At 69.5% G+C, this 22,598-nt stretch carries 20 protein-coding genes and 1 riboswitch; of the genes, 17 read left to right on the top strand and 3 right to left on the bottom strand.

Features of this window, described 5'->3' with window-relative positions; translation table 11 throughout:
- Positions 1-53 precede the first annotated feature (53 nt).
- Complete coding sequence (locus AW272_RS22040) at positions 54-917, bottom strand: RecB family exonuclease (RefSeq protein ID WP_157518705.1); 864 nt, start codon at positions 915-917, stop codon at positions 54-56.
- A 124-nt stretch (positions 918-1,041) separates the two neighbouring features.
- Between AW272_RS22040 and AW272_RS22045 the strand changes: the two genes are divergently transcribed.
- Positions 1,042-2,160, top strand: coding sequence for a site-2 protease family protein (locus tag AW272_RS22045; protein WP_066368360.1), 1,119 nt, complete (start codon positions 1,042-1,044; stop codon positions 2,158-2,160).
- A 99-nt stretch (positions 2,161-2,259) separates the two neighbouring features.
- Entirely contained in the window at positions 2,260-3,648 is a 1,389-nt protein-coding gene (locus AW272_RS22050) for an FHA domain-containing protein (protein WP_066368361.1), read from the top strand.
- A 100-nt stretch (positions 3,649-3,748) separates the two neighbouring features.
- Here AW272_RS22050 and AW272_RS22055 read toward each other — a convergent pair whose 3' ends face one another.
- Complete coding sequence (locus AW272_RS22055) at positions 3,749-4,330, bottom strand: TetR/AcrR family transcriptional regulator (protein WP_066368363.1); 582 nt, start codon at positions 4,328-4,330, stop codon at positions 3,749-3,751.
- A gap of 39 nt (positions 4,331-4,369) precedes the next feature.
- Between AW272_RS22055 and AW272_RS22060 the strand changes: the two genes are divergently transcribed.
- Together AW272_RS22060 and AW272_RS22065 are read left to right on the top strand one after the other, a co-directional pair.
- Positions 4,370-5,278, top strand: a complete 909-nt coding sequence (locus AW272_RS22060; RefSeq protein WP_066368364.1) for a carbohydrate kinase family protein — start codon at positions 4,370-4,372, stop codon at positions 5,276-5,278.
- Positions 5,279-5,293: 15 nt separating this feature from the next.
- Entirely contained in the window at positions 5,294-6,517 is a 1,224-nt protein-coding gene (locus AW272_RS22065; RefSeq protein ID WP_066368366.1) for an aminotransferase class III-fold pyridoxal phosphate-dependent enzyme, read from the top strand.
- Here the strand turns inward: AW272_RS22065 and AW272_RS22070 are convergent.
- Complete coding sequence (locus AW272_RS22070) at positions 6,504-7,601, bottom strand: GNAT family N-acetyltransferase (RefSeq protein WP_066368369.1); 1,098 nt, start codon at positions 7,599-7,601, stop codon at positions 6,504-6,506. The two genes, AW272_RS22065 and AW272_RS22070, sit on opposite strands and share 14 nt — an antisense overlap.
- Positions 7,602-7,662: 61 nt before the next feature.
- Between AW272_RS22070 and AW272_RS22075 the strand changes: the two genes are divergently transcribed.
- The 13 genes from AW272_RS22075 to cobM all read left to right on the top strand — a co-directional run bounded on the left by AW272_RS22075 (position 7,663) and on the right by cobM (position 22,415).
- Positions 7,663-8,526 (top strand): tRNA (adenine-N1)-methyltransferase, encoded by an 864-nt coding sequence (locus tag AW272_RS22075; RefSeq protein WP_066368371.1) that lies wholly within the window; start codon positions 7,663-7,665, stop codon positions 8,524-8,526.
- A gap of 207 nt (positions 8,527-8,733) precedes the next feature.
- Positions 8,734-10,497 (top strand): proteasome ATPase, encoded by a 1,764-nt coding sequence (gene arc, locus AW272_RS22080; RefSeq protein WP_066368375.1) that lies wholly within the window; start codon positions 8,734-8,736, stop codon positions 10,495-10,497.
- 765 nt (positions 10,498-11,262) lie between these two features.
- A complete protein-coding gene (locus AW272_RS22085) occupies positions 11,263-12,462 on the top strand; it encodes an acyltransferase family protein (RefSeq protein ID WP_245657671.1) in 1,200 nt (399 codons plus the stop codon).
- Positions 12,463-12,537: 75 nt separating this feature from the next.
- Entirely contained in the window at positions 12,538-14,055 is a 1,518-nt protein-coding gene (gene dop / locus AW272_RS22090; protein WP_083958559.1) for a depupylase/deamidase Dop, read from the top strand.
- A 159-nt stretch (positions 14,056-14,214) separates the two neighbouring features.
- Positions 14,215-14,358: riboswitch (adenosylcobalamin (AdoCbl) riboswitch) on the top strand.
- Between the two features lie 5 nt (positions 14,359-14,363).
- Positions 14,364-14,555 carry a CbtB domain-containing protein gene (locus AW272_RS22095; RefSeq protein WP_066368377.1) on the top strand — a complete coding sequence of 64 codons (192 nt, stop codon included), beginning with the start codon at positions 14,364-14,366 and terminating at the stop codon, positions 14,553-14,555.
- Entirely contained in the window at positions 14,555-15,235 is a 681-nt protein-coding gene (locus tag AW272_RS22100) for a CbtA family protein (protein ID WP_066368378.1), read from the top strand. Before AW272_RS22095 ends, AW272_RS22100 begins: the two co-directional genes overlap by 1 nt.
- Positions 15,236-15,308: 73 nt before the next feature.
- On the top strand, positions 15,309-15,827 hold the full coding sequence (locus AW272_RS22105; RefSeq protein WP_218011009.1) for a histidine phosphatase family protein: 519 nt from the start codon (positions 15,309-15,311) through the stop codon (positions 15,825-15,827).
- 57 nt (positions 15,828-15,884) lie between these two features.
- Complete coding sequence (locus AW272_RS22110; RefSeq protein WP_066368644.1) at positions 15,885-17,891, top strand: VWA domain-containing protein; 2,007 nt, start codon at positions 15,885-15,887, stop codon at positions 17,889-17,891.
- A gap of 1 nt (position 17,892) precedes the next feature.
- Positions 17,893-18,483: a cob(I)yrinic acid a,c-diamide adenosyltransferase gene (gene cobO, locus AW272_RS22115; RefSeq protein ID WP_066368382.1), complete on the top strand. Its 591-nt coding sequence runs from the start codon at positions 17,893-17,895 to the stop codon at positions 18,481-18,483.
- Positions 18,477-19,982 carry a cobyrinic acid a,c-diamide synthase CobB gene (locus AW272_RS22120; RefSeq protein ID WP_066368384.1) on the top strand — a complete coding sequence of 502 codons (1,506 nt, stop codon included), beginning with the start codon at positions 18,477-18,479 and terminating at the stop codon, positions 19,980-19,982. The genes cobO and AW272_RS22120 overlap by 7 nt, the downstream gene beginning before the upstream one ends.
- The gene (locus tag AW272_RS22125; RefSeq protein WP_066368387.1) at positions 19,979-20,347 is read left to right on the top strand and encodes a PPOX class F420-dependent oxidoreductase; all 369 of its coding nucleotides are present in this window, start codon (positions 19,979-19,981) and stop codon (positions 20,345-20,347) included. Before AW272_RS22120 ends, AW272_RS22125 begins: the two co-directional genes overlap by 4 nt.
- Positions 20,340-21,506 (top strand): bifunctional cobalt-precorrin-7 (C(5))-methyltransferase/cobalt-precorrin-6B (C(15))-methyltransferase, encoded by a 1,167-nt coding sequence (locus tag AW272_RS22130; protein WP_066368389.1) that lies wholly within the window; start codon positions 20,340-20,342, stop codon positions 21,504-21,506. The genes AW272_RS22125 and AW272_RS22130 overlap by 8 nt, the downstream gene beginning before the upstream one ends.
- Before the next feature lie 171 nt (positions 21,507-21,677).
- Positions 21,678-22,415, top strand: coding sequence for a precorrin-4 C(11)-methyltransferase (cobM, locus tag AW272_RS22135; RefSeq protein ID WP_066368391.1), 738 nt, complete (start codon positions 21,678-21,680; stop codon positions 22,413-22,415).
- Positions 22,416-22,598: the final 183 nt, after the last annotated feature.

Raw genomic sequence — 22,598 nt, forward strand, 5'->3', positions numbered from 1 at the left:
CTCCGGCCCACAGACCTCATCCCTAGGAACGAGCCGCCCGGAGCGGGGCGACCTCACAGTTCGTCGGTCGCCGCCCGCGCCGCCAGGCGCCGCGTCGGCCGGGGTCGCTGCTCCGGCACCGGCGGAGGAGTGCCGCCGAACTCGGGGCACAACGCCTGGTGGTCGCACCAGCCGCACAACCGGGACGGGCGATGGTGCCACTCACGTGTCGTCAACGATCGCTCGATCGCCTGCCACAGCGCCTCGACCTTGCGTTCGGTCGCGCGCAGGTCGGCCTCGTCGGGCTGGTAGCGCAGCACCTCGCCGCCACCGCCCAGATAGACGAGCTGGAGCAGCCGGGGCACCTCCCCGCGCTGCCGCCACAGCACCAGGGCGTAGAACTTCATCTGGAACAGCGCCTTGGCCTCGAACTGCGGCCCCGGCGCGGCGCCCGTCTTGTAGTCGACGACCCGGATCTCGCCGGTCGGCGCCACGTCGAGCCGGTCGACGTAGCCCCGCAGCATCAGCCCGCTGTCGAGCACCGCCTCCACATAGAGCTCCCGTTCGGCCGGTTCGAGCACCGTCGGGTCTTCCAGCGTGAAGTAGCGGTCGACCATGCCGCGCGCCTGCTCCAGCCACTCGTCGCGCTCGGCGTCGGTCGCGAACAGGCCCTGGTAGGCGGGCTCCTCCTCCAGCAGCCGCCGCCACTGCGGGTCGAGCAGCTCGCGGGCCGCCGTGGCGGTGCGGGCGCCGGAGGGCAGGTCGTAGAGGCGTTCGAGCACGGCGTGGACGAGGGTGCCCCGCACGGCCGCCGCAGAGGGCTTCTCGGGGAGCTGGTCGATCACCCTGAACCGGTAGAGCAGCGGGCAGGTCATGAAGTCACCGGCACGGGAGGGGGACAGCGCGCCGATGACGGCGCGCTCCTCGGTCAGGGTCATGCCCAGACGATAGGCCATGCCCCCGACACTTCCCGGGCGAGAACGCCTGTGCAGATCCCGCCGGGCGCTGGCGGACGGCGTGGCCCGCGTAGGATCCATGCCTAGGAAGGGGTACCAGAACACTATGAGCACACCGTCTCCGGGGCTGCGGATGGGACGCCCGTTCGGGATCCCGGTTTACGTCTCCCCGACGTGGCTGATCGTCGCCGCGTTCATCACGATCACGTATGAACCGCAGGTCGCCGCGCGGCTACCGGAGTTCTCGCAGTTCGTGCACTACTCGATCGCCCTGCTGTTCGCGGTGCTGCTCTACGTCTCGGTCCTGCTCCACGAGCTGGCCCACTGCGTCGTGGCCAAGGCCTACGGCCTGCCGGTGAAACGCATCACCCTCTACCTCCTGGGCGGCGTCTCGGAGATCGAGCAGGAGCCCGACACCCCGGGCAAGGAGTTCCTGGTCTCCTTCGCCGGGCCGGTCGTCTCGCTCGGCCTGGCGGGCATCTTCTTCGGTCTGGAACAGCTCGTCGACTCCGACACGATCCCCGGGGTGCTGCTGTTCATCCTCTGGACCTCGAACCTGATCGTCGGCGTCTTCAACCTGCTGCCCGGCCTGCCGCTCGACGGTGGCCGCATGCTCAGGGCGGGTGTGTGGAAGGTCACCCACAGCCCCAACAAGGGCACCGTGGCCGCCGCCTGGATCGGGCGCGGGCTCGCGGTCGTGCTGGTGCTGTCCCAGCTCGTGCTGCCGCTGATGGCCGGGCAGGAGCCCGACTTCACCACGGTGCTCTGGTCGATGATCCTGGCCGCCTTCATCTGGATGGGCGCCTCGCAGTCGCTGCGCGTCGCCAAGGTCCGGTCCAAGCTGCCCCAGGTACGCGCCCGTGCGCTGGCCCGCAGGGCCTTCCCGGTCGCCGCCGACGTGCCGCTGGCCGAGGCGCTGAGAAGGGCCCGCGAGAGCGGCGCGGGGGCACTGGTGATCGTCGATCACGAGGGCCGCCCGACGGGGATCGTGAACGAGGCCGCCGTCAACGCCACCCCCGAACCGCGCCGCCCCTGGATCAACGTCGGGTCGCTGGCCCGCACCCTCGAACCGGCCCTCGTCCTGGGCGCCGACCTGGAGGGAGAGTCCTTGATCGACGCGATGCGCGACAATCCCTCGGGTGAATATCTGCTCGTCGAACGGGGCGGCGAAATCTACGGCGTGCTCGCCACCGCCGATGTCAATCGGGTGTTCACCGGCGTCTGACCAGATCGGGAGCGATTACCCCCACTCGTCATCTGGCTCGCGCACCACTAATGTTCTGGTCAAACGATCAGAAGTTGGGTTTGGCCGGAGGAGAGTTCTGTGACGGAGCAGGGCGCGGGGGTGGTCCGTCCGCTTCCGGGTGACGGTGTGGTCGCTCATTTGAACGGGCTGGCGCTGGTGTGCGGGCCAGGCTCGGCACAGGTTGAGGAGTTGCTCGACGCGGTGCGGGAGACCGCGGAAACCGGCGGAGACGGACGCACGCTCGTCCGTAAGGTCGCCAAGGTTCTGGCGCGCTCCATGGACGACGAGCCACCGGCGATCGCGGTCGCCGGGCCCTCGGGCGGCGGTGTGGCGGTGCTCGTCTCGGGCACGGCCTCGGCCCACTTGTTCGGCGCCCCCGACGGCGACTTCGTGATCTCCGGCCAAGACGCCCTCACCTGGAATGACCGCCTCGTGGCCGGCCCGGTGGGCCGGGTCGAACTGCGGCTGCCCGGCTCGGGCCCGTCCAGCCCCTACTCCCGCCTCGACGGCGGCGTGGTCGCGGGCGGCGGCGCCGAGATCGACTACACGGCGACCGGCCACACGGTGCACCGGCCCGTCCCGGTCCCGCAGCCCTCCCCGCCGCCCCAGCAGCCGCAGGGGCAGCAGGGTCACCCCTACGCCTCGCAGCCCTCGGGCCCGCAGCAGCCGATGATCCCCCACCAGCCGCCGCCCCCGCAGCCGTACAACCAGCCGTCCTACGACCCCCCGCCGTACGACCCGCCGCCGGTTTACGACCACCCGCCCATGCAGCCCCCGCCGCAGGGCCAGGGCCCGTTCGGCCCGCCCCCCGGCCTGCCGATGGGCCCCCCGCCGATGGGCGCTCCGCACCCCCCGGTCGCCGAACCGCAGCCGCCGCAGCACGAGGAGCGCCGCCACGACAGCGGCCACTTCGACCCGCAGCCGCAACATGACCTGCCGCCGGAAGACCCGAGCGACTCCACCCAGATGGACGCCGCCCCCGAGCGCCTCGGCCCCATGGTCCACGGCGTCGACTGCAAGAACGACCACTTCAACGACCCGCGCGCGCCCTACTGCGCGGTCTGCGGCGTCCCGCTGTCGACCCGTGACCTCGTCCCCTACAAGGGCCCGCGGCCCGCGCTCGGCGTCCTGCTGCTCGACGACGGCATGGCCCTGACCCTCGACAGCGACTACATCCTCGGCCGCGACCCCGAGCGCGCCCCCGAGGTCCAGTCGGGCGACGCCCGCCCGGCCAGGGTGACCAGCCCCGACGGCTCGGTCTCCCGGCGGCACCTGCGGGTGACCCTGGAGAACTGGGATGTCAACCTGATCGATCTGGGCTCGGTCAACGGCACCCAGATCCAGCCCCCGGGCGACCCCAACTTCTACGACATCCCCCCGAACGAGTCGGTCACGATCATGCCCGGCACGACGGTCCGGGTGGGCGTCTCCCGCACCATGCGCTTCGAGCCCCACCGCAACGCCTGACCCGCGCTCCGATCGACCCCGGCCCCTGAAGGCGCCGGGGTCGATGCGGGTTCAGGCGCGGAACTCCGGAGTCCGCTGTCGGTGTGCCCGGGTGTGAGTCTCATCGCCTGAGACGGTCGAGCTCCCCGAGCATGATCTCCTCTATCCGGGACGTGCGGTCGGGATAGAGCAGGCGGTGCAGGCTCAACCCGTCGACCAGTGCCAGCAGTCGTTCCGCCGTGTCGTCGAGCTCCTCGCTCGCGATCTCCCCGGAATCGGCCGCACTCTGGAGCAGGCTGCGTACCAGCAGATGGAGGTCGCGCGCCTCCTCGCGCTGGGTCTGCAGCAAAGCGGGTGAGGTCAGGCTGCGGGCCCAGAAGCCGATCTCCAGACCGGTCTCCCGTTCCCGCTCCTCCTCCAGCGGCAGGTTGTCCAAGAGGAGCTCACGCAGGGCCGCCAGCCCGGTCAGCCCCGTCAGCTTCTCCGCCAGCCGCTCGGTGATGCGCCGGTGGCTCGACTGCAAAGCGGACAGCAGGATCTCGTCCTTGTCGGCGAAATAGTGCGTCAGGACGCCATTGGAGTAGCCGGCCTCCTTCGCGATCGCCCGCGTGGTCGCGGCCTCGATTCCCGCGCGCAGGATGATGCGGCGGGCGGCGGCCACGACCTCTTCCCTGCGTTCGTCATGGTTCACGATCTTCGGCATGTTGACATTTTAGTCGGGCGCCCGTCTATCATCCAGGCCATGTCGGTTGTCACACTCGGCGTCCACATCGTGGACGTGCTCGCCCGGCCCGTCGAGTCGATTCCGGCCGGCCAGGACACCCACCTGGTCGAGCAGGTGCGCATCACCGCCGCCGGTGCCGCCGCCGGGACGGCCGTCGTCCTGGCCAAACTCGGGATCCCCGTCGTCTCGCTCGGCGCGATCGGCGAAGACGAACTGGGCGACTTCCTCCTCATGGTCATGGCCCGCCACGGCGTCGACGTCTCGAAGCTCACCCGCAAGCCGGGGGAGCAGACCGCCGCGTCGATCCTGCCCATCCGCCCCGACGGCGGGCGGCCCTCGTTCCACGTCCCCGGCGCGAACCTGGGCCTGTCCCTGGCCGACGTCGACGTCGAGGCGATCAGGCGGGCCGAGGTCCTCCACCTCGGCGGCATGGACGCCACCTGGGGCCTCCACGACCCCGTTTTCCACGCGCTTCTGGACGACGTGAGAAGCCACGGCACGCAGGTCACCCTCGACCTGCTGTCGAACATGGCCGATCTGATGCCCGCCGCGAAGACCTTCCTGCCCCACGTCGACCACTTCCTGCCCAATGAGGAGCAGGCCCTCCTGATGACCGGCGCGAAGACGGTCGAGGAGGCCGCCGGACTGCTGCTCGACGAGGGCCCGCGAACCGTGATCATCACGCTGGGCGCCGAAGGCAGCCTCGTCGCCACGTCCGAGGGGCTCACGAGGGTGCCCGCCGAAGACGTACAGGCGATCGACACGACCGGATGCGGTGACGCCTACTGCGCGGGCTTCGCCGCCGGGCTGGTCACCGGGCGGTCGGTGCTCGAATCGGCGCAACTGGGCACCGCCGTCGCCGCCCGCGTGGCCGGGGGCCTCGGCTCCGACGCGAACCTGGACGGCGCCGCCGCCCTGCTGGCCTGAGAGGAAGTTCCCCCCATGTCCCTGGACGCCGATCTGCGCGCCCGCGCCGCCAAGGTCATCCCCGGCGGCATGTACGGCCACCTCAACGCCGCCCTCCACGGCGACACCTACCCCCAGTTCTTCACCAGGGCGGAGGGCGCCCGCCAGTGGGACGCCGACGGCCGCGAGTACATCGATCTGATGTGCTCCTGGGGCCCCATGATCGTCGGGCACCGGAATCCCCGCGTGGAGGCGGCCGCGGCGGCTCTGCAGGCCCAGGGCGACTGCCTCAACGGCCCCGGGCCGATCATGGTCGAGCTGGCCGAGCTGCTCGTCGACCTCATCCCGGCCGCCGAGTGGGCCCTGTTCTCCAAGAACGGCACCGACGCCACCACCCAGGCCCTGATGGTCGCCCGCGCCGCCACGGGCCGCAGCAAGGTCCTGATCGCCCACGGGGCCTATCACGGCGCCGACCCGTGGTGCACGCCGGGCCTTTCCGGCGTCACGCCGAACCAGCGGGCCGACACGGTCGAGTTCACCTACAACGATCTCCAGGACGCCGAACGGGCCGCCGCCGAGGCCGGAGACGACGTCGCGGCCATCCTGGTGACCCCCTTCAAGCACGACTCCTTCGAGGACCAGGAGCTCGCCGAGGCCGATTTCGCCCGGGGCGTCCGGGCGCTGGCCGACCGTCTCGGGGCCGCTCTGGTGATCGACGAGGTCCGCGCCGGGTTCCGGCTCGACCTCCGGGGAACCTGGGAGTCCTTCGGTGTACGTCCGGATCTGTCCGCCTGGTCCAAGGCGATGGGCAACGGGCATCCGATCGCGGCGGTCACCGGGGTCGACGCGCTCAAGAACGCAGCTCAGACCCTCTATTCGACCGGATCGTTCTGGTTCTCCTCGGCCGCGATGGGGGCCGCGAAGGCCACGATCGAGATCCTCCGGGAGTCCGACGGCCCGGCGGTGATCGAACGCGCGGGGTCGAGGCTGCGTACCGGACTGTATGAGCAGGCCAAGAGCCACGGCATCACGATCAACCAGACGGGCCCGGTGCAGATTCCGTGGCTCTCGTTCGAAGGAGACGCGACGCTGGAGCGAGGCGTCTTCTGGGCGGCCGCCTGCCTGGCCGAGGGAGTCTACGTCCACCCCTGGCACAACTGGTTCCTGTCGACCGCCCACACCGACGCCGAGATCGACCGCGCCCTGGAGGGCACCGACGCCGCGTTCGCCGCGACCATCCGGCGGTTCAGCGGAGCCTGAGCCACTCCACGTTGTCGGTCCACGTCCCGTCGGGGCCCGGCAGATACTCCTTCACGGTCTGGCCGCGGGTGAAACCGGCCCGCTCCAGCACCGCCTGGGAGGCCAGGTTGCCGGGGTTGGTGCCGGAGATCAGCCGCCGCATCGACGTCTGGGTGAACGCCCATTCGGCCAGCAGTTCGACCGCCCGGGTCACCAGGCCCCGGCCCCGGAAGTCGCTGTGCAGGCTGTAGCCGACCATGGCCTCCCGCATCGGCGGCGTCAGGTGCGAGAGCTGGATGTCACCGGCGAACGCGCCGGTCACGGCGTCGCGGATGGCCATCTCCGCCTGCACGCCGACCAGCCAGCGATATCCCGCCCCGGCGCACCGGTAGAGGGTCTCCTCGAACGGCGGCGCCTCCGGCGGAACCCGATATTTCACGACGTCGGGCAGCGACGCCACCGCCTGGTAGGCCGGTGCGTCGTCCCCCGTCAGCATGGTCAGCGTGACGACCCCGTCGGTGAGCCCGCCGGGGGGCAGGAACGGCAGGAACGGCCTGATCGGCTCCCCGGAGTCGCCGGGCAGCCGGCCGAACATGGCCATGTCGGCCCGGCCGCCACCGGGCAGCGGCCCGGCCCCGCGCCGCAGGCCCTCATGGCGGAAACCGGCGGCCAGCGCGACCTTCTGCGAGCCGACGTTCTCCATCTCGGCGACCAGGTGCAGGCGGGGCACGCCGTGCTCGAAGGCCCACGTGGCGAGCGCCCGCAGCGCCGCCGTGGCGACGCCCTTGTCGCGGGCCCACGGGGCCACCCAATAGCCCACTTCGACGTTGCCGAACCGGTCGGGCAGGTGCAGCCCGAGCATGCCGTTCAGCTCGCCGGTCCCTGGGTCGGCCACGACGAACTCCGCGCCGCCCGCCCCCCACCGGGCCTCGGCGACCTCCGTCAGCCAGATGTGGGCGTGCTCCGCGGTGTACGGACTGGGCAGGGTCGTGATGAATCGCTGGGTCAGCGGGTCGGAGCAGGCGCGCACGACGGCCGGGATGTCGGCTTCGACCGGTGGCCGCAGGGTGACCGGGCCGGCCTGGATGGTTTCGCGGGGGAACATGGCCCATTGCTACCAGTCGTCCGAGTCGGGGGACAAACGTTTTGCCATTAGCCTTGCCGCCATGGGTTTTCGCAGGCACGGCCCTTTCCAGGCCGGAGATCAGGTCCAGCTCACCGATCCGAAGAACAAGCGTCACACCCTGACGCTCAAGGAGGACGGCGTCTTCCACAGCCACAAGGGGTGGATCGCGCACACCGACTTGATCGGGCAGCCTGAAGGCTCTGTGGTGCGATCGTCGGGCGGAGTACTGTATCTGGCGTTCCGCCACCTGCTGTCCGATTACACCCTTTCGATGCCGCGCGGCGCAGCCGTGATCTACCCGAAGGATTCCGCCCAGATCGTCGCCATGGCCGACATCTTCCCTGGCGCCAAGGTCGTGGAGGCCGGCGTCGGTTCCGGGGCGCTGTCCTGCTTCCTGCTGCGCGCCATCGGCAACGAGGGCTCACTGACCTCCTACGAACGGCGGGCCGACTTCGCCGAGGTCGCGACCAAGAACGTCGAAAAGTTCTTCGGCGGCGACATGAAGCAGTGGCGTCTGGTGGTCGGCGACTTCAACGAGGCCCTCGACGAGACCGACGTCGACCGGATCATCCTCGACATGCTCGCCCCCTGGGAGTGTGTCGACGCCGCGAGCAAGGCGCTCACGCCCGGCGGTGTGATCTGCTGTTACGTCGCCACGACGACCCAGTTGTCAAGAACCGTCGAGACACTTCGCGATCACGGAAGTTTCACGGAGCCCAAGGCGTGGGAGACCCTCATTCGCGACTGGCATGTCGAAGGTCTGGCCGTCCGTCCCGATCACCGCATGGTGGGGCACACCGGTTTCCTCGTCAGCGCCCGCCGCATGGCCGACGGCGTCACGCCGCCGCCAAGACGCCGCCGCCCGGCAAAGGCGGCGTATGGGGAGGGTACGGAAGACCAGTGACGATTCAGCAGCAAACAGGCAAACTTGAGTGACAGTGGGAACAAACAACGTGTTCCATGTGCTCACCGAGATAAACCCTCCGAAAAGGCATCAACTACCAAACACTCCACGTAACTAGACGAACACCAGTGGGCTACGTTTTTCAAGGCCGTCAGATTGGTAGGGACTTGAGTAGTCTTTCCTCTACTGGGAAGGAGGTGACGTGCCGTGGCAGCTCGCGATGACGCAGAGGCTCGGGCCGCGCAGCGCGAACGGGAGGTCGCTGACCTCACAACACAGGTCTCCTTCCTTCAGGAGGAGATCACCGCGTTGCGCCGCAAGCTTGCGGAATCCCCCCGCCAGGCGCGGGTGCTGGAGGAACGTCTTCACGACGTTCAAGCTCAGGTGGTCGCCCTCACAGGCCAGAACGAACGGCTCGTGGCCACCCTCAAGGAGGCCAGGGACCAAATAGTCGCCCTCAAGGAGGAGGTCGACCGGCTGGCGCAACCGCCATCCGGATTCGGCGTCTTCCTCGAGGCCAGAGAAGACAGCACGATCGAGGTGTTCACCGGCGGGCGCAAGCTACGGGTGAACGTCAGTCCCGCCGTCGATGTCGACTCGCTGAAGCGTGGCCAGGAGGTCATGCTCAACGAGGCGCTGAACGTGGTCGAAGCCCTGGGCTTCGAAGACGTGGGCGAGATCGTGATGTTGAAGGAGCTGCTCGAAGACGGGCAGCGCGCGCTCGTGATATCGCACGCCGACGAAGAGCGCGTCGTCAAGCTCGCCGAGTCGCTTCTCGACCAGCCGATCAGGTCGGGCGACTCACTCCTGCTGGAGCCGCGTTCGGGTTACGTCTACGAGCGCATTCCCAAGTCGGAGGTCGAGGAGCTCGTCCTCGAAGAGGTGCCCGACATCTCTTACGACGAGATCGGCGGCCTGCGCGGGCAGATCGAGCAGATCAGGGACGCGATCGAGCTTCCCTACCTGCACGCCGACCTGTTCAGGGAACACAAGCTGCGCCCGCCGAAGGGTGTGCTGCTCTACGGCCCGCCCGGTTGCGGCAAGACGCTCATCGCCAAGGCGGTCGCCAACTCCCTGGCCAAGCAGGTCGCGGAGAAGACCGGCCAGTCCGGCAAGAGCTTCTTCCTCAACATCAAGGGCCCGGAGCTCCTCAACAAGTACGTCGGTGAGACCGAGCGGCACATCCGCCTGGTCTTCCAGAGGGCGCGCGAGAAGGCGTCCGAGGGCACCCCGGTGATCGTGTTCTTCGACGAGATGGACTCGATCTTCCGCACTCGTGGATCCGGTGTGTCGTCCGACGTCGAGAACACCATCGTCCCTCAGCTGCTGTCGGAGATCGACGGCGTCGAGGGCCTGGAGAACGTCATCGTCATCGGCGCCTCCAACCGCGAAGACATGATCGACCCGGCGATCCTGCGGCCTGGCCGCCTCGACGTGAAGATCAAGATCGAGCGGCCGGACGCCGAAGCGGCGAAGGACATCTTCTCGAAGTACCTGATCTCGGAACTCCCGCTGCACCCCGAGGACCTCGCCGAGCACGGCAGCAGCCGTGAGTCGACGATCTCGGAGATGATCCAGCGGGTCGTCGAGCGCATGTACAACGAGATCGAGGAGAACCGCTTCCTCGAGGTGACCTACGCCAACGGCGACAAGGAAGTCCTCTACTTCAAGGATTTCAACTCGGGCGCGATGATCCAGAACATCGTCGACCGGGGCAAGAAGATGGCGATCAAGCAGTTCCTGGAGACGGGCCAGAAGGGCCTGCGCATCCAGCATCTGATGGCCGCCTGCGTCGACGAGTTCCGGGAGAACGAAGACCTCCCCAACACCACCAACCCCGACGACTGGGCCCGCATCTCCGGCAAGAAGGGCGAGCGGATCGTCTACATCCGCACCCTCGTGCAGGGCAAGCAGGGCACGGAGGCCGGCCGTTCGATAGACACGGTCGCCAACACGGGACAGTACCTGTAGGGATTTGCGCAAACGGCACGTCTCCCGCTTTGGGGGGGCGTGCCGTTTTTGTTTGTCTCGTCTTGCTTGTGGTGTTGACGTTGTAGCGTTGCCCGTTGTGCGGTATTGGTGCGGATTTAAATGTGACGGGCTGACGTGACGCGGGGGACGCGGAACGGGGACCAGCCTTGGCCGTCCGACCCGGGGGATGCACGAGTGTGGCCGAAGGGCCCCAGAGCGGTGCCGCCGGCCGGAGACGCCCGTGTATGGCCTGCCGGGCCTCAAGCGACGCCAGGTGCGCCAGGCGTGCCTGGCGGATGGCCGGGCGCACCACAGGCGAACCCGGAGGGGCCCGCTGCCACGCCGACCGCGGATGTCCGTCCGTGGACGGCCGGGCCTGAAGCCGCCGCCCCGGCTGCACCCGCCTGGCCGACCGAGCCTGCGGGTTCGACCGGGGTTCACGCGTGGCCGGCTGAGCCTGAGGCCCCCGCGGTAGATGCGCGTGCGTGGCCCGGTGGACCTCCGGTCGAGCCTTCTGGTTCGACGGATCTCCCCGCGTGGCCGGCTGGAACCGATGCCATAGCCGCGGATGCGCGTGGGCCCGGTGTGCCTCCTTCCGGTCCTGTGGGCGTGCCTGCCTGGCCGAGTAGGCCAGGGGCCGCCCCCGTGGACGCGCGCGCCTGGCCGCCTGCGGCTGGCCTGGCGACGGCCCCTCCTGGGCCCGGTACGTGGAACGGCGGCGCTGAGGCGCCGGTGACCGGGCAGTTCCTGGGGTTATCTCAGGACGTGGCCGCTCTTGAGCGGGAGGCGCCCGCTGGGCGTGGTGGCGGGCGGCGGCGGGGCGGGGTGGCCGCGCCACCGCCTCCCGGGCCGGAGGCCAGGGCGGAGACGGGGCTCGCGCCGCCGGTGCGGCGGCCTCGGCTGGTCGAGCTCGACCTGCTCCGGTTCATCGCCGCGTTCGCCGTCATGGCGTTCCACTTCATGGCCGCGTCGCGGTCGCTCTGGGACGCCTCGCCGGTCGAGCTGTTCGCGCCGGTCAAGTACTTCACCACGCTCGGCATCCTCGGGGTCGAGCTGTTCTTCCTCATCAGCGGGTTCGTCATCCTGATGAGCGCCTGGGGTCACAGCCTGCGGCGCTTCGCCGTGTCCCGGTTCGCCCGGCTCTATCCGGCCTACTGGTTCACTGTGATCGCCTTGTACGTGCTCTACACGTACACAAGTGTTGAGGCCTTCAAGCCCAATCTGGACGCGGCCGGGTACGCGATCAACCTCACGATGCTGCAGGAGGCGTTCGGCGTCATTCCGGCCGGAGGGGTGTTCTGGTCCCTCTGGGTGGAGCTGAAGTTCTACTTCCTGATCTCGATCATCGTGATCATGGGGGTCAACCTGCGGCGGGCCCTGGGGTTCATGTGGGTGTGGCTGGCCGCGGCGATCTTCGCCGAGTGGCTGCAGGACGATCTCGTCACCGAGATCGTGATGCCCCGGACGGCGCCCTACTTCATCGCCGGCATGGCCTTCTACCTGATCCACCGGGAGGGCTCGACCGTCACCCGGTGGGGGTTCGTCCTGGTCGGCTACGCCTGCTCGCTGTACGCCGCCCTGGAGCGCATGCAGAACCGGATCGATCTCGTGGGGCTCAAGAACTTCCCCGCGCCGCCCCCGGCCATCATCGCCTGGATCACGGTCATCTACCTGCTCATGGCGGCCGTCGCCCTCGGGTGGCTTCGCTGGGTCAGGTGGCGGGCGCTGACCACGGTGGGGGCGCTCACCTACCCCCTCTACCTGGTACATCAGAGCGTCTCGGCGGTACTTATCCCGGAATTCCGGGAATCTATAAACCCGTGGCTGCTCGTCGGGGGCACGATGCTGGCATCGATTCTTCTGTCGTATGCTGTATACCGGCTTGTTGATCGCCCTGGTCAGCGGTTGCTACGCCGTCTGATGGGCAGGAGCCCTGTGGAACAACGCCAGGCATCGGTGCCGTAACTGTCTGGTGGCCGGGCATAGTGAAGGGGCTAGGCTCGGGATATAAACGGCGGAACGACAGGCCATGGGGTGCGCATGACAGTCCGGCGGGTGATGGGCATCGAGACCGAGTACGGCATCAGTGTGCCCGGTCAACCAGGTGCTAACGCGATGGTGACCTCGTCGCAGGTCGTCAACGCGTACCTGGCGGCCTCGGCCGCGCGCGCCCGCCGAGCCCGGTGGGATTTCGAGGAGGAGAACCCGCTCCGCGACGCCCGGGGGTTCGACCTCGCCCGTGAGGTAGCCGACTCCAGCCAGCTCACCGACGAAGACCTCGGCCTGGCCAACGTCATCCTCACCAACGGCGCCCGGCTCTACGTCGACCACGCCCACCCCGAATACTCCACGCCCGAGTGCACCAACCCCCGGGCCGCGGTCATCTGGGACAAGGCGGGCGAGCGGGTCATGCACGACGCGGCGGTTCGCGCCTCGGGCATGCCGGGCAACGCGCCCATCCAGCTCTACAAGAACAACACCGACTCCAAGGGCGCCAGCTACGGCTGCCACGAGAACTACCTGATGCGCCGGGCGACCCCGTTCGCCGACATCGTGCGCCACCTGACCCCGTTCTTCGTCTCCCGCCAGGTCTTCGCCGGCGCGGGCAAGGTCGGCATCGGCCAGGATTCGCGCAGCGACGGCTACCAGATCTCCCAGCGCGCCGACTTCTTCGAGGTCGAGGTGGGCCTCGAGACGACCCTCAAGCGCCCGATCATCAACACCCGCGACGAGCCCCACGCCGACCCGGAGAAATACCGCCGGCTCCACGTGATCATCGGCGACGCGAACATGTCGGAGATCTCGACCTACCTCAAGCTCGGCACCACCTCGCTCGTCCTGGCGATGATCGAAGACGGCTTCCTCACGGTCGACCTGTCGGTCGAGTCGCCTGTGGCCGCGCTGCGGGCGATCTCTCACGACCCGTCCCTGAAGCACGTGATCACGCTGCGGTCGGGGCGGAAGATGACGGGCATCCAGCTCCAGATGGAGTACCTGGAGCAGGCCCGCAAATATGTCGAAGACCGTTACGGCTCCAACGCCGACGAGATGACCAAAGACGTGCTCAACCGGTGGGAGTCGGTGCTGACCCGCCTCGCCGAAGACCCGATGCAGCTCTCCCGGGAGCTCGACTGGGTGGCCAAGCTCGAACTGCTCGAGGGCTACCGCACCCGCGACAAGCTGCCCTGGTCGCACCCCCGGCTCCAGCTCGTCGACCTCCAATACGCCGACATCCGGCCGGAGCGCGGGCTTTACAACCGTCTTGTGGAGCGGGGTCGCATGCAGCGCCTCGTTACGGAAGACGACGTGGAGCGTGCTATCGACACGCCGCCCACCGACACCCGCGCCTACTTCCGGGGCCGGTGCCTGCGGCAGTACAGCGATTCCGTCGCGGCGGCGTCCTGGGACTCGGTCATATTCGACATCCCGGGCCGTGAGTCCCTGCAGCGGGTGCCCACCCTTGAGCCCCTGCGCGGCACGAAGGCCCATGTGGGAGACCTGCTCGACCGGTGCCGCACAGCCGCCGAGCTGGTCCAGGCGCTGACCGGCGACTCCTAACCCGGCTTGAGACTTTCGTGAGAGCCCGTGGCCATGCGGCCACGGGCTCTCACGCGTGTGCGCGGCCGGCCTTGTGACCTGACATGGCGTAATCCTCTGATCTACTTCGTAAAGGGCCGGGATCATGTCGCCTTGACGGGTTTCGGCATATCGGGATACGTTCGCCGGGAATTGTGGCGGCGTGTGGGAAACCGGTGAGAGTCCGGTGCGGTCGCGCCACTGTGATCCATCATCCGATGGAAAGTCAGGTCACCACCCGCCACGTTGATCTACGACAGGGACGCGCAATCCCGGAGGAGGATCGTGGCGTGAGCCAGATTTCCAGCTCCCCATCCATTCCCGTACGCAACCTGCTGCCCTGGTCGGCGGCGGTGCCCGTACTACTGATCGTCGCCTACCTGGTGACGATGGACTCGGCGGGGCTGCTCGCCTCGAGCGGTGACTTCCTGCATGAGCTCATGCACGACGGCCGTCACCTTCTCGGCGTTCCCTGCCACTGATGATCAAAGACTTCTTCCTCCGGGGCCTCGGCGCCGGAGCCGTCGCCGGGCTGCTCGCGGGACTCTTCGGGTTCCTCGTCGGGGAGCCGTTCATCGACCAGGCCATCGCGATCGAGGAGGCCGCCGCAGGGGCGGGTCACTCGCACGCCGACGAACTGGTCAGCCGGGGCGGGCAGGCCTTCGGGCTCTTCCTCGCCACCACCCTCTACGGCCTGGTCATCGGCGGGCTGTTCGCGCTCGCCTATGCCTTCGTCAAGGGCCGCTTCGGGCCCGCCAACGAGCAGACGCTCGCGGTCACGCTGGCCGCCGGGGGATACCTGGCGATCGTGCTGGTGCCGTTCCTCAAGTATCCGGGCAACCCGCCCGCCGTCGGTGACCCGGAGACCATCGGGCAGCGCACCGTCCTTTACGTGGTGATGCTGGTCATCGGGCTGCTGGCGCTCGGGGCGGGGGCGGTGATCCATCGGCGGTTCGGGTGGGTCGCGGCCGTCCCGGCGTTCCTGGTGATCGTCGGGGTCGCTTACGCGGTGCTGCCGGCCATTCAGGAGGTGCCGCAGGAGTTCCCGGCGGTGCTGCTCTGGAACTTCCGGGTGTCGTCGCTGGGCATGCAGGCGGTGCTCTGGGGCGTGCTCGGCTCGGTCTTCGCCCTGCTGTCGGCGCGGCGGCCGGTGCGGGTCTGACCCGTGACGGCCGCGGCCCGAACCGGTGGGGGGTCGCGATGAGGTCAGTCATGAGGGCGGCACGGGTCGGGCCGTGCCGAGGGCGGTCATGAAGGCGGTGCGGGTGACGCTGATGGCGCACCCGCTCACCGTCGGCCAGCGGGAAGGCGCGTTCCCCCTGGCCGACGAGCCGCTGGACGGCGGCCGGCCCTCGCTGGCACGGCCGCCTTCGACTCGGGTGCTGCGAGGGCCCGAAACCCGGTGTGATCTTCTTCCCGATGCCGAGACCGCGCCCGATCTGCGGGATCTCGACATGGGGACCTGGCGGGGAAAGCGGCTGGCCGAGATCGATCCTGTCGGGCTGGCGCGGTGGGTCGGGGATCTCGACGCCGCTCCCCATGGCGGGGAGTCCGTGACCGCGCTCATCGACCGGGTGCGGGGCTGGCTCGGCGGGCTTCACGACGGGCCGGTGCTCGGGCTCACTCACCCCGCCGTGGTGCGGGCCGCCGTCTCGGTGGCCACGGGGGCGGACTATCAGCGTGTCGACGTGCCGCCACTGGGGCGTGCCCTGCTCACCGGGGTGGGTGGCCGGTGGAATCTGCGGTTGCAGTGAATCTGCCTCAAGAAAAGGAACTCGGGAGTGACCTATCCGTTCAGCGCTGTTGTCGGGATGGACGACCTCAAACTGGCGCTCATCCTCAACGCCGTGTCGCCACGGGTGGGGGGTGTGCTCGTCCGGGGGGAGAAGGGCACCGCGAAGTCGACGATCGTGCGGGCGCTCGCCGAGCTGCTGCCGTCTGTCGAGGTGGTGCCGGGGTGCCGGTTCGCCTGTGACCCCGTGGCGCCGTACAAGGAATGCCCCGACGGACCCCACGACGGCGGGAGCGAGACGCGCCGGGCCAGGCTCGTCGAGCTGCCGGTCGGCGCGTCGGAGGATCGGCTCGCCGGGTCGCTCGATCTGGAGAAGGCCCTCGCGCACGGCGTCGCCGCGTTCGAGCCCGGACTGCTGGCCGCCGCGCATCGCGGGGTGCTCTACGTCGACGAGGTCAACCTCCTGCACGACCACCTGGTCGACCTGCTGCTCGACGCCGCCGCGCTCGGGACCTGCTACGTCGAGCGCGAGGGCGTGTCGGTCCGGCACGCCGCGCGCTTCCTGCTGGCCGGCACGATGAACCCGGAAGAGGGGGAGCTGCGGCCCCAGCTTCTCGACCGGTTCGGGCTGACCGTGGAGGTCCGGGCCTCGCGCGATCCCGGTGAGCGGGCCGAGGTCATCCGGCGCCGGATGGCCTACGAACGCGACCCCGACGCGTTCGCCGCCGACTGGGACAGCCGGGAGAGCGACCTCGCCACCCGGATCGCCGAGGCGCGGAAGCGGGTGGAGTCGGTACGTCTCCCCGACGCCGCGCTCAAGCAGATCGCGACCGTTTGCGCGGGTTTCGAGGTCGACGGGATGCGCGCCGACCTGGTCACCGCCCACGCGGCGGTCGCGCACGCGGCCTGGGCCGGCCGGGACAAGGTCACCACCCGGGATGTACGGGAGGCAGCCCGCCTCGCCCTGCCCCACCGCCGCCGGAGAGACCCCTTCGACGCGCCTGGCCTCGACGAGAACAAACTGGACGAACTCCTCAACCAGCTCCCGGACGACCCCGAAGACCCGGACGACACGAACCCGCCGGATGACGATCCAAGCGGTGGAGACGAGCTCAATCAGGACGGGCTCGAAAACCCGGACGGACCCGAAAACCCGGACGGGCCCGGACATCAGGACGGGCTTGGAAATCAGGACCAGCTACCCCAGAACAAGAGCGCCCAAGGCCAGGCAGACCAACGCCCTTCTGGACAGAACCAGCCCGACCTCGGCCCGGACTCGAACGACGCCGAGCCGAACTCCTCTCAAACCGGCGAGGGCCAGGCCGCCGAGTCGTTCCAGGTCCCCGGCGCCCCCTACAAGGCCCGCCTCTTCTCCGTGCCCGGCGTAGGCGGGGGCGCCCCCGGCCGCCGTTCCCGGGGCCGCTCGGCCCGGGGCCGCACCGTGGGCTCCCGCACCCCGAAGGCCAAGGTCACCCAGGTCCACCTCATGGCCACCCTCCGCGCGGCGGCTCTGAGGGGCTGGCGACAGGGCGCGGTCGTCCGGACCGACCTCCGGGAAGCCATCCGTGAAGGCAGGGAGGGCAACCTCGTCCTCTTCGTGGTCGACGCCAGCGGCTCCATGGGCGCGCGGAAGAGAATGGGCGAGGTCAAGGCAGCCGTACTGAGCCTGCTCCTGGACGCCTACCAGCGCCGCGACAAGATCGGCATGATCACCTTCAGGGGCACCTCCGCCGAACTGATCCTTCCCCCGACCTCCTCCGTGGAGGCGGGCGCCGCCAGGATGCGCCTGCTCAAAACGGGCGGCCGCACCCCGATCGCCGCAGGTCTGATCAAAGCGGCCGAGGTCCTGCGGATCGAGCGCCTGCGAGACCCCGCCAGGCGACCGCTCGTCGTCGTCGTCACCGACGGCCGCGCCACCTCGGGCGACGCCGACCGTGCGACCACCCTGCTGAAGGACACCGCCTGCGTCGTCGTCGACTGCGAGTCCGGCCCGGTCCGCCTGGGCCTGGCCGCGAAGCTGGCGTTCCGGCTCGACGCGCCGGTCGTCGGCCTGTCCGATGTCGCCCACGTCATGAAAGCCGCCTGAGATGCCGCAAGGTCAACCGGAGAACGTCCCGAACGACGGCCTCACCACCCGCCAGCGCCGCACCAGGCCGCTGGTCATCGTGCATACCGGCCCCGGCAAGGGGAAGTCGACAGCCGCCTTCGGGCTGGCGTTGCGCGCCTGGAACCAGGGCTGGCCGATCGGCGTCTTCCAGTTCGTCAAATCGGCCAAATGGAAGGTCGGCGAGGAGTCCGCGCTGACGGCGCTGGGCGCGATCGGCCCCCCGGTGGCCTGGCACAAGATGGGCGACGGGTGGTCGTGGATCCGCAAGTCCGACGACGACCACGCGGAGAACGCCCGTGAGGGCTGGGCGCAGATCAAGCGGGATCTCGCCGCCGAGACGTACAAGATGCTGGTCCTGGACGAATTCACGTACCCCATCAAATGGGGTTGGATCCCGGTCGACGACGTCATCGAGACCCTGCGGAACCGCCCCGGAACCCAGCATGTCGTCATCACGGGACGGGACGCCCACCCCGACCTGGTGGAGTTCGCCGACCTGGTCACCGAGATGACCAAGGTCCGCCATCCGATGGACGCCGGGCAGAAGGGCCAGAGGGGCATCGAATGGTAGCCCGGCTGGTCATCGCGGCGCCGTCGTCGGGAGCGGGCAAGACCACGATCGCGACCGGCCTGATGGCCGCCCTGGTCAAAGCGGGCCTGACCGTCTCCCCGCACAAGGCGGGCCCCGACTACATCGACCCCGGCTACCACGCCCTGGCGACCGGACGCCCCGGCCGCAACCTCGACCCGTTCCTCACCAGCGAGGAGCTGGTCGCGCCGCTCTTCCTGCACGGCGCACGGGACGCCGACATCGCGATCGTCGAAGGCGTCATGGGCCTGTTCGACGGCCTCCCGGACGGCTACGCCTCGACCGCGCACGTGGCCCGGCTGATCGACGCCCCCGTGGTGCTGGTCGTCGACACCACCGGCCAGGGCCAGTCGGTCGCCGCCTTGGTCCACGGCTTCGCCGGCTTCGACACGCGGGTGCGGATCGGCGGCGTCATCCTCAACCGCGTCGGCTCCGACCGCCACGAGGAGGTCTGCCGGGCCGCACTGGACCACAGCGGCGTCCAGGTCCTCGGCGTCATCCGCCGCACGCCCGGCATCGAGACGCCGTCCCGCCACCTGGGCCTGATCCCGGTCGCCGAACGCCGCCGCGAGGCCGTCGAGGCGGTGGAACGCCTGGGCGACCTGGTGGCCAGGGGCTGCGACCTCCAAGCCCTGGTCCATCTGGCCCACACCGCCCCGCCCCTGGCCGGGGAACCCTGGAGCCCTCGCTTTGAGAGGGGGGAAGGGTCGGCCACCGCTGGCGAGAACTCGGCTCAGCCCCATAGCTCAGCCGGACCCGAACTTCTGCGTTCGGCCGGACAGCTCTCAGCCGAGGCCTCCAGGTCAACTGGACAGTTCCCGGTTAGAGCCTTCGGTTCGCCCGGAAAATCCGTTCAGCCCGAAAGCTCAGCTGGACGACTCTCCGCTCAACCTTCCGGGTCGTCCGGGAAGATCGTGGTGGCCGTCGCCGGTGGGCCCGCGTTCACCTTCGGCTACGCCGAGCAGGCCGAGCTTCTCGAAGCCGCAGGTGCGGAGGTCGTCCCCTTCGATCCGCTTCGCGACGAACAGCTCCCCGAAGGCACCAAGGGCCTGATCCTTCCCGGCGGGTTCCCCGAGATGCACGTCCACGAGCTGGCCGCCAACGACCGGCTGAAACAGCGGATCGCCGCGTTCGACGGGCCGATCCTCGCCGAGTGCGGCGGCCTCCTCTACCTGGCCAGAGAGCTCGACGGCCACCCGATGGTCGGTCGCATCGATGCCAAATCCGAAATGTCGCCCAAACTCACCCTCGGCTACCGCGACGCCGTCGTCACCCAGGACACCGTCATCGGCCGGGCCGGCGAGCGGGTCAGGGGACACGAGTTCCACCGGACGGTCACCGAGCTCCCCGGTGAGCGGGTCTATCGCTGGCGAGGCGGCGCCGACGGGTACGCTGCCGGGCGGATCCTGGCGTCCTACCTGCACCTCCACTGGGCGGGGACGCCGGAGGCAGCGACGCGATTCGTCAAGGAGTGCGGATGAGCTTCGAGGAGTTCTGGACCGAGCGGCACCTGTGCACGCTCACGACCCTGCGGGCCGACGGCAGCCCTCACGTGGTCCCCGTCGGGGTGACCCTCGACGGCGACATCGCCCGGGTCATCACCTATTCGACGTCCCAGAAGGTGCGCAACGTCCGGAACGGCGGGACCCGGGTGGCCGTCTGCCAGGTCGACGGCGGCCGCTGGTCGACGCTGGAGGGCGTGGCGACGGTGAACGACGACCCCGAGGCGGTCGCGCTGGCCGTGCGGCTCTACACGGCCCGCTACCGCGAGCCGAAGCCCAACCCGCTCCGGGTGGTCATCGAGATCAAGATCACGCGTGAGCTGGGGAACGTGCGGCGTGACTGACGTGGTCGTCGTCGGCATCGGCGCCGACGGCTGGCCGGGCCTCGGCGAGGCGGCCCGCGAAGCCGTCGCCAAGGCCGACGTGATCGCCGGTTCCCGTCGCCAGCTGTCGCTGCTGCCGGAGATGCCGGCGGACATCGTCGAATGGCCCTCACCGCTCCTGCCCGCCCTGCGCGAACTCCTGGCCAGCGGAAAACGCGTCTGCGTACTGGCCAGCGGCGACCCCATGCACCACGGCATCGGCGCCACGATCGCGAAGATCATCCCGTCCGTGCGGGTGATCCCGCACCCGTCGTCGGTGTCGCTCGCCTGCGCGCGGCTCGGCTGGCCCGTCGAGTCGGTGACCGTCGTCAGCATGGTCGGCCGCCCGCTCAGCGCCGTCTTCGCCCCCGGCCGCCGCTTCATCGTCCTCAGCGAGGGGAGCGGCTCTCCCGCCGCCGTGGCCGAGGCCCTCCAGGCATGTGGGTACGACCAGAGCGCGCTCACCGTCCTCGAACAACTGGGCGGTCCCGGTGAGCGCATCGGCCCGATCCGCGACGACCTCGACCCGCTGAACGTCGTGGCGGTGGAATGCGTCGCGGCCGACCCGCTCCCGATCGTCCCCGGCCTGCCCGACGACGCCTACGATCATGACGGCCAGCTCACCAAACGCGAGATCAGAGCGGTCGTCATGGCCTTCCTCCAGCCGAACGGCCTCCTCTGGGACGTCGGCGGCGGCGCGGGCAGCATCGCCATCGAGTGGATGCGCGCCGACCGGTCGTGCCGCGCGGTGACCGTGGAACGCGACCCCGAGAGGGCGGCGCGCATCGCGGGGAACGCCGGGAGATTGGGCGTACCGACCCTGAAGGTCGTCACCGGAACGGCCCCGCACGCCCTCGCGGCCCTGGACCCCCCCGACGCCGTCTTCATCGGCGGCGGCCTGACCGCGGAGGGCGTGCCTGAGACCTGCTGGCAGGCCCTCAAACCGGGCGGCCGCCTGGTCGCGACGGCGGTCACGGTCGAATCGGAAACCGTCCTGGCCAGATGGCATAAGGAAAAGGGCGGCGACCTCACCCGCCTGTCCGTCAGCCGGGCCGCCCCTGTGGGCGGCTTCACCGGCTGGCGCCCCGCCATGCCCGTGACAATCTGGTCAACCCGCAAACCGCAGGATTTCGCAACGTAAGGCCATGTAACCCAGGACTCAGGGATGCAGGGCCGGGTCGCTAAGCCTCAGCGATGCAGAGCTGCGGGCCCAAGGCTCAGCTATACAGGGCCGCACAACCCAGGGCTCAGCGATGTAGGGCCGGGCAATTGATGGCCGGGAATCAGAACCCGATATACCAAAGGACACCGCGTGATCCGTTTCGTTGGAGCCGGCCCCGGCGCGGCCGATCTCATCACTGTGCGCGGGCAACGGGTGATCGAGACGTCTCCGGTCTGCCTGTACGCGGGTTCGCTCGTCCCCGGCGAACTTCTGGCCCGCTGCCCCGAGGGGGCAAGGATCGTCGACACCGCGAACCTGAACCTCGACCAGATCCTGGACGAGATGGTGACCGCCCACGAGCAGGGTCTCGACGTGGCCCGGCTCCACTCGGGCGATCCGTCGGTCTTCAGCGCCATGGCCGAGCAGATGCGCCGCCTCGACGCCCTGGGAGTGCCCTACGAGGTCGTCCCGGGTGTCCCCGCCTTCGCGGCGGCGGCGGCCTCACTGAAGCGCGAGCTTACGGTCCCGGGGGTGGCCCAGACGATCATCCTCACCCGCACCTCCGAACGCGCCACCCCCATGCCGCCGGGCGAGGACCTCACGACCTTGAGCCGTTCGAAGGCGACGATGGTCCTCCACCTGGCTGTCCAGCGCATCGAACCCGTGGCGGCGGAGCTGACGGAAACCTACGGACACGACTGCCCGGTCGCGGTGGTCGCCTATGCCTCCCGTGATGATGAAGTCATTATCAGGGGCACGCTGGGCGACATTTCGGAATTGGTGCGGGCAGCGGGTGTGAAGCGGACAGCGGTCATCATCGTCGGCCAAGTCCTGACAGCGGAGCAGTTCCCCGACAGCCACCTCTATTCGGCCGCCCGCTCCCGCTGAACGCCAGGGGCGCGCCCTGCCCCATGACACGCGCCCGCTTGCGCTGAACGGCCCCGTGGCGCGCCATCTCCCTGCGCGCGTGCCCCACTCCTGCTTAGCGGCCCTGAGGTGCGCCGTGCTCCGCACGCGCCGGCTCCCGCTGACCAGCCCTGTGGCGCGCCAGACCGCTGCGCACGCGCCAGG

Source organism: Herbidospora mongoliensis (genome assembly GCF_001570545.1).
GTDB lineage: Bacteria > Actinomycetota > Actinomycetes > Streptosporangiales > Streptosporangiaceae > Herbidospora > Herbidospora mongoliensis.